This window comes from Aneurinibacillus thermoaerophilus (assembly GCF_019603355.1).
GTDB classification, from domain to species: domain Bacteria; phylum Bacillota; class Bacilli; order Aneurinibacillales; family Aneurinibacillaceae; genus Aneurinibacillus; species Aneurinibacillus thermoaerophilus.
Window position 1 is genome coordinate 246,232 of the sequence record NZ_CP080764.1, and the last position, 6,269, is coordinate 252,500.

The following is a 6,269-nucleotide window of genomic DNA, read 5'->3' on the forward strand; positions in this document are numbered from 1 at the left end:
TCGTGAGGTGTGTGCCAAACGTTTTCTTTTTCCATGTGGCATGTGGAGCGTGTGGCACGGAGGGAGAGAAAGACTGGCAAATGTCTCCCTCCTCGAGGGCTCCAGATGTTTTGTCAGTCCGGCCGACGTACCACAAGGTGGCCGGTTTTCTTCTATGTGGAAAAAGGACCAGGCATAAGCCAGCGAGTTTTTCTTGTACAAGCGGTTTTAGCTTTGGAAGGAAGGAGAATTACTTTTTACCTCCACCGCCCTCTTGTTTTCCTCCGCCTTCTTTTCCTTTTTCTTTACCTTTGCCTTGCTCAGGCTTTATCATTTGTTCCTGAGCTTTCTGGGCAAGCTGAATCATTTCCAGACGGAACATTGGACTTTGTAGCGCATCTTTCATTACACTCATTGTCTGTTGGCGGTACGCGGGACTTTTCATTGTTTCTAGCACCAGCTTTTGATATTCAGGGTCTTTCATAATATCGAGCATCATTTTCTGGTACTCAGGTTCTTTCATGAGATCTTTTAGTAATTTTTTGTTTTGCTCCTGCATCGCTTTAGCCATAGAAACTGCAAATTTCGGGTCTTGCATCATTTCATGGGCTTGAATTTTCATCTCTTCGCCGCCCCCTTGCCCTGCTCTCTGGACGCTTTGTGTAGATGAGCGTTCGTTCATGGCTTCATGAATTGCTTTTTGCCCCTCTTTTGTTTTTAAAATGTCGACAACCATTTGCTTTGTTTCTTTATAGTCGGAAGAGGCGGATTTTTCTTTTTGTTGACCTCCGCTACAACCCGTGACCAGAACAGCAGCGAGTAGAATGGAAGAAAGCACATATTTTATGGAAATGGTAAAATGGTTCATCACTTTGCTTCCCTCATTTCTCAATTTGTATAGCTATGATTTAGCATGTCAAACGATGATGCTGTTTATCCTTATTGACCGGGCCTTGCGCGTGGTGAATTATGGAGGAAATGGAGGATGTGACGAATGGGCGAAATTACTGGTTTTTTACTGGGGCTGTTGGTACAATCAAGAAAGGGAAACGAGGAAGCATGGGGGTATGTTGGTGACATTACGAAAGTGGTCTTTTTTGTTTTATACGACGCTTCTTATGGGAGCCTTGGGAGCGGTAATTACTGGTGCTTTTATTGGCATGGAATCGCTTGGCGGCGGATTCGGGAATTTTGGCATGGGTATTTTTGGAAGATTAATTATGGGTCTTATGTTTAGTATAATTAGCCAGATGGGTTTTTTCGCCTATTTAATGTTGAATTATTTAGCGCTTAGCGTACTCAGAAGAAAAAGTCTTTGGCTGGGAATACAGGTGCTCTTGATTCTGTTTGTATTTGTTGATTTGGTCGTTTTACGACATGATCTGTTCGCAAAAGAAGAACCGATTCTCGGATATGTATGGCTGCCGTTTAGCCTGCTCGTTTATGCGGTGGTGGTTGCTTATTTTAAAGTCAAGGCGACGAATGCTTCTGCTTGGATTCCGACCGTTTTTTTTATGTTTGTTGTTACGGTTCTTGAGTGGCTTCCGGCGCTCAAAGAAAACAATCCGAAAGCAATGATTATGATGATTGTGCCGTTGTTATTATGCAATACGTGGCAAATTATGCAGTTGCATCGTGTTCTGCAAAAAAACGAAAGCCTGGCGAAGTAACCGCCCGGCTTTTTCTCATTTATTGAACCTCGTTTGTATTTATTTTTGCGTTAGCGATAAGTTCAGAAACGGTGACAAATTCGTAACCTTTGGAGCGCAATTGTTCGATGATGGCCGGAAGGGCCAGATGGGTCTGCTTGCATGAATCGCTTGCGTGCATCAAAATAATATCACCGGGATGTGCACTGTCCACGACATTTTTAATGATTTGCTCTGTTCCAGGATTCAGCCAGTCTTTCGAATCCGTATCCCATTGGACGACTGTATACCCCATTTTGTCGGCGATTTTAAGTACGCGTTTATCGAAATCGCCATTCGGAGTACGGATAAGATTAGGTGGAGTTCCAGTTAATTCCTTTAAAATTTCGTGGGCTTTTGTGATTTCCGCTTGAATTTCTTCGTCGTTTAGGCTGCTGTAGTTAGTGTATTTATGTCCATGAGAACCGATTTCAAATCCCATGTCTTTAATGCGTTTTACGATGTCAGGGTGGCTTTTGCTCCAGGGCGAGGAAAGGAAGAACGTTGCTTTTTTCACACCTTTTTGCTCAAGAATGTCAAGAATTGGGCCTACACGTTCTTCGCCCCAGCTAATATCAAAGGTGAGAGCGAGCTTTTTTTCCCGCGTGTCCACTTTGTAAATAGCGTTCGGCCCATTTTTTCCTGACGTGAAGATTGAAATATTATCCCTTTCGGCCCAGGCGATGCCAATGGCGAATAAAGCGGCAGTAAGAATGATAAGATACTGTTTAAGACGTCTGGCGTTTACAATCCAAAACAAAAATCACACCTCCTTATTAGTTTAACCCTTGTCCATTACATATGTATGCCTGTGAGTCAAGGATATGCCTTTTTGAAAATAAGGAATACGGAAGAAAGAATCGCGGTATTATCAAGAAGAGGAAAGTACAGGAAAGGGGAGCAGATATGCAATGGTAAAAAGACTGGCAAGCATTGTCTGTGAGAATAAACGATACATATGGCTCGGTGTTGCGCTGATGTTGATAGGTGTGTTCTTCGGATATACGAATGCGGAAGAAATTAAACAATTTGCCAAGCAGATGATAGACAACATTCAACGAATTGGAAGTGATATTAGAGAAGCCAATAACCCGTTATATACATTTGGGGTTATTTTTAAAAATAATGTAATGGTCGCGTTTAGCATGGTGGGGCTTGGCATCTTTTTCTTTGGGCTGTATCCCGCCCTGGGGCTAGTGACAAACGGTATTTTGCTCGGTTTCTTGTTAAAAGTATATGCAAGCGGAGGCATAAGTCCGCTAAAGATTTTGCTCGCTGGAATTTTGCCGCATGGGATTATCGAACTGAGTGCCATCATTTTCGCAGCAGCCATCGGTATTAAGTTGGGTGTATTGACGTATGACTGGGTTGTTAGTCTGTTTGTAAGAGAGAAACGGACAACTGTGAGGAAAAAGTTCAGTGATATGCTGAGAGATCTCCCTTTGGCTGTTGGCACTATTGTAGTTATGCTATTTGTGGCAGCTGTTGTTGAGACTACCATCACTCCCCTGTTGATTCAGAGCTTCGTGGAACAGGAAATAGATATTATGAAGCAAATGCTTAAATTAAAGGGCTGAAAGGGCTTTGTTTCCCCTGAGACTCTTTATTTTTGATGTGGTATAATTCGCAGTGAAAACTGGAAACATAATTCCAAAATAAAAAATACAAATATAAAGATATAATAAATGTGTTGACAATAGTGATTAGTATATGATACATTTTCAATTGTCGCTGTTAAAACAGTGATAAATCCTTGAGATAAAACAGGGTTATTTTTAAAAAAGATATTGCAATTTAGTCTAAGATTTGATAAAATATAAAAGTCGTCAACAGAATGCGACAGAGAAAAAGAAGTCCCTTGAAAACTGAACAGTGAAACTCGTTTGTGTGCGAGATAAATATCCCATGAAAGTGAAGGTCAGCTTCAAAGTTGATTTCAGGCACTTTTATGGGGCCCGAAAAACATTCTTTACTTTATGAGCTAGCTTACGAGCTTGCGTATCAATCTTCAACTTTTTTGGAGAGTTTGATCCTGGCTCAGGACGAACGCTGGCGGCGTGCCTAATACATGCAAGTCGAGCGAACCGATGGAGTGCTTGCATTCCTGAGGTTAGCGGCGGACGGGTGAGTAACACGTAGGCAACCTGCCTGTACGACCGGGATAACTCCGGGAAACCGGAGCTAATACCGGATAGGATGCCGAACCGCATGGTTCGGCATGGAAAGGCCTTTGAGCCGCGTACAGATGGGCCTGCGGCGCATTAGCTAGTTGGTGGGGTAACGGCCTACCAAGGCGACGATGCGTAGCCGACCTGAGAGGGTGAACGGCCACACTGGGACTGAGACACGGCCCAGACTCCTACGGGAGGCAGCAGTAGGGAATCTTCCGCAATGGACGAAAGTCTGACGGAGCAACGCCGCGTGAGTGAGGAAGGTCTTCGGATCGTAAAACTCTGTTGTCAGGGAAGAACCGCCGGGATGACCTCCCGGTCTGACGGTACCTGACGAGAAAGCCCCGGCTAACTACGTGCCAGCAGCCGCGGTAATACGTAGGGGGCAAGCGTTGTCCGGAATTATTGGGCGTAAAGCGCGCGCAGGCGGCTTCTTAAGTCAGGTGTGAAAGCCCACGGCTCAACCGTGGAGAGCCATCTGAAACTGGGGAGCTTGAGTGCAGGAGAGGAGAGCGGAATTCCACGTGTAGCGGTGAAATGCGTAGAGATGTGGAGGAACACCAGTGGCGAAGGCGGCTCTCTGGCCTGTAACTGACGCTGAGGCGCGAAAGCGTGGGGAGCAAACAGGATTAGATACCCTGGTAGTCCACGCCGTAAACGATGAGTGCTAGGTGTTGGGGAGTCCACCTCCTCAGTGCCGCAGCTAACGCAATAAGCACTCCGCCTGGGGAGTACGGCCGCAAGGCTGAAACTCAAAGGAATTGACGGGGACCCGCACAAGCGGTGGAGCATGTGGTTTAATTCGAAGCAACGCGAAGAACCTTACCAGGGCTTGACATCCCGCTGACCCCTCCAGAGATGGAGGCTTCCTTCGGGACAGCGGTGACAGGTGGTGCATGGTTGTCGTCAGCTCGTGTCGTGAGATGTTGGGTTAAGTCCCGCAACGAGCGCAACCCTTGTCCTTTGTTGCCAGCATTCAGTTGGGCACTCTAAGGAGACTGCCGTCGACAAGACGGAGGAAGGTGGGGATGACGTCAAATCATCATGCCCCTTATGTCCTGGGCTACACACGTGCTACAATGGACGGTACAACGGGCGTGCCAACCCGCGAGGGTGAGCCAATCCCTAAAAACCGTTCTCAGTTCGGATTGCAGGCTGCAACTCGCCTGCATGAAGCCGGAATCGCTAGTAATCGCGGATCAGCATGCCGCGGTGAATACGTTCCCGGGTCTTGTACACACCGCCCGTCACACCACGAGAGTTTGCAACACCCGAAGTCGGTGAGGTAACCTTCTGGAGCCAGCCGCCGAAGGTGGGGCAGATGATTGGGGTGAAGTCGTAACAAGGTATCCGTACCGGAAGGTGCGGATGGATCACCTCCTTTCTACGGAGTCTCGGCACGCACGAGCTTTCACTGTTCAGTTTTCCAGGGACGAGTGCCTTGGGGCATTTATTATGTCTGCGTGGTTGCAGGCAAGCGGGCCTATAGCTCAGTTGGTTAGAGCGCACGCCTGATAAGCGTGAGGTCGGCTGTTCGAGTCAGCCTAGGCCCACCATGAATTGGATTGTTTACATAGATGGATTTTGTGATACTAGCACATCCATGTGGGGGCATAGCTCAGCTGGGAGAGCGCCTGCCTTGCAAGCAGGAGGTCAGCGGTTCGATCCCGCTTGCCTCCACCATACGATGTCTGGTGACGATAGCGAAGGGGTCACACCTGTTCCCATCCCGAACACAGAAGTTAAGCCCTTCAGCGCCGATGGTACTTGGGCGTATGCCCTGGGAGAGTAGGACGTTGCCAGGCTGGAATGAACGTATCCTTTTTGTTTGTGGGTTTTGCCTGTAAACAAAAAGTACGTACTCATTCTAAACCCATCATAGAAGTTGTACCTTGAAAACTGGATACAGAAGAAACACGCGCAAAACAAGGATTCCATAAAAGAAACCCTTCAATGTGGTTAAGCTACGAAGGGCGCACGGTGGATGCCTTGGCGCCAGGAGCCGATGAAGGACGTGGCAAACGACGAAACGCTTCGGGGAGCTGTAAGCAAGCGTTGATCCGGAGATGTCCGAATGGGGAAACCCACTTCCCGTAATGGGGAAGGACTCCTGCCTGAATCCATAGGGCAGCGAGAGGCACACCAGGGGAACTGAAACATCTAAGTACCCTGAGGAAGAGAAAGCAAATGCGATTCCCTTAGTAGTGGCGAGCGAACGGGGAACAGCCCAAACCGGAAGGTTCGCCTTCCGGGGTTGTAGGACACTCTATACGGAGTTACAAAAGGATGAGGTAGAAGAATCGATCTGGAAAGGTCAGCCATAGAAGGTAACAGCCCTGTACTCGAAACTTCATCCTCTCCTGAGTGGATCCTGAGTAGGACGGGACACGGGAAACCCCGTCTGAATCCGGGAGGACCATCTCCCAAGGCT

Annotated in this window: 4 protein-coding genes, 2 tRNA genes and 3 rRNA genes (1 of these 9 running past the window's edge); 7 read left to right on the forward strand and 2 right to left on the reverse strand. The window is 47.4% G+C overall.

Translation table 11 applies throughout. The annotated features are described in order from the left end of the window. Positions 1-229: 229 nt before the first annotated feature. Positions 230-847, reverse strand: a complete 618-nt coding sequence (gene gerD, locus K3F53_RS01335) for a spore germination lipoprotein GerD (RefSeq protein WP_091260747.1) — start codon at positions 845-847, stop codon at positions 230-232. A 55-nt stretch (positions 848-902) separates the two neighbouring features. Here gerD and K3F53_RS01340 point away from each other — a divergent pair, with 55 nt between their 5' ends. Beyond that, entirely contained in the window at positions 903-1,649 is a 747-nt protein-coding gene (locus K3F53_RS01340; RefSeq protein WP_246615672.1) for a KinB-signaling pathway activation protein, read from the forward strand. 19 nt (positions 1,650-1,668) lie between these two features. Here the strand turns inward: K3F53_RS01340 and pdaB are convergent, their stop codons facing one another. After that, positions 1,669-2,427 (reverse strand): polysaccharide deacetylase family sporulation protein PdaB, encoded by a 759-nt coding sequence (gene pdaB / locus K3F53_RS01345; RefSeq protein ID WP_057900113.1) that lies wholly within the window; start codon positions 2,425-2,427, stop codon positions 1,669-1,671. 151 nt (positions 2,428-2,578) lie between these two features. Between pdaB and K3F53_RS01350 the strand changes: the two genes are divergently transcribed. The 6 genes from K3F53_RS01350 to K3F53_RS01375 all read left to right on the forward strand — a co-directional run. After that, on the forward strand, positions 2,579-3,244 hold the full coding sequence (locus K3F53_RS01350) for a stage II sporulation protein M (RefSeq protein ID WP_057900112.1): 666 nt from the start codon (positions 2,579-2,581) through the stop codon (positions 3,242-3,244). A gap of 437 nt (positions 3,245-3,681) precedes the next feature. After that, positions 3,682-5,222 (forward strand): 16S ribosomal RNA (locus K3F53_RS01355). Positions 5,223-5,317: 95 nt separating this feature from the next. Continuing rightward, a tRNA-Ile gene (locus tag K3F53_RS01360) sits at positions 5,318-5,394 on the forward strand. 51 nt (positions 5,395-5,445) lie between these two features. Further along, positions 5,446-5,521 (forward strand) — tRNA-Ala (locus K3F53_RS01365). 7 nt (positions 5,522-5,528) lie between these two features. Then, positions 5,529-5,643, forward strand: a 5S ribosomal RNA gene (gene rrf, locus K3F53_RS01370). Between the two features lie 152 nt (positions 5,644-5,795). Further along, positions 5,796-6,269 (forward strand): 23S ribosomal RNA (locus K3F53_RS01375); it runs 2,462 nt beyond the window's last position. Together the 16S, 23S and 5S rRNA genes with 2 tRNA genes alongside form the textbook arrangement of a ribosomal RNA operon.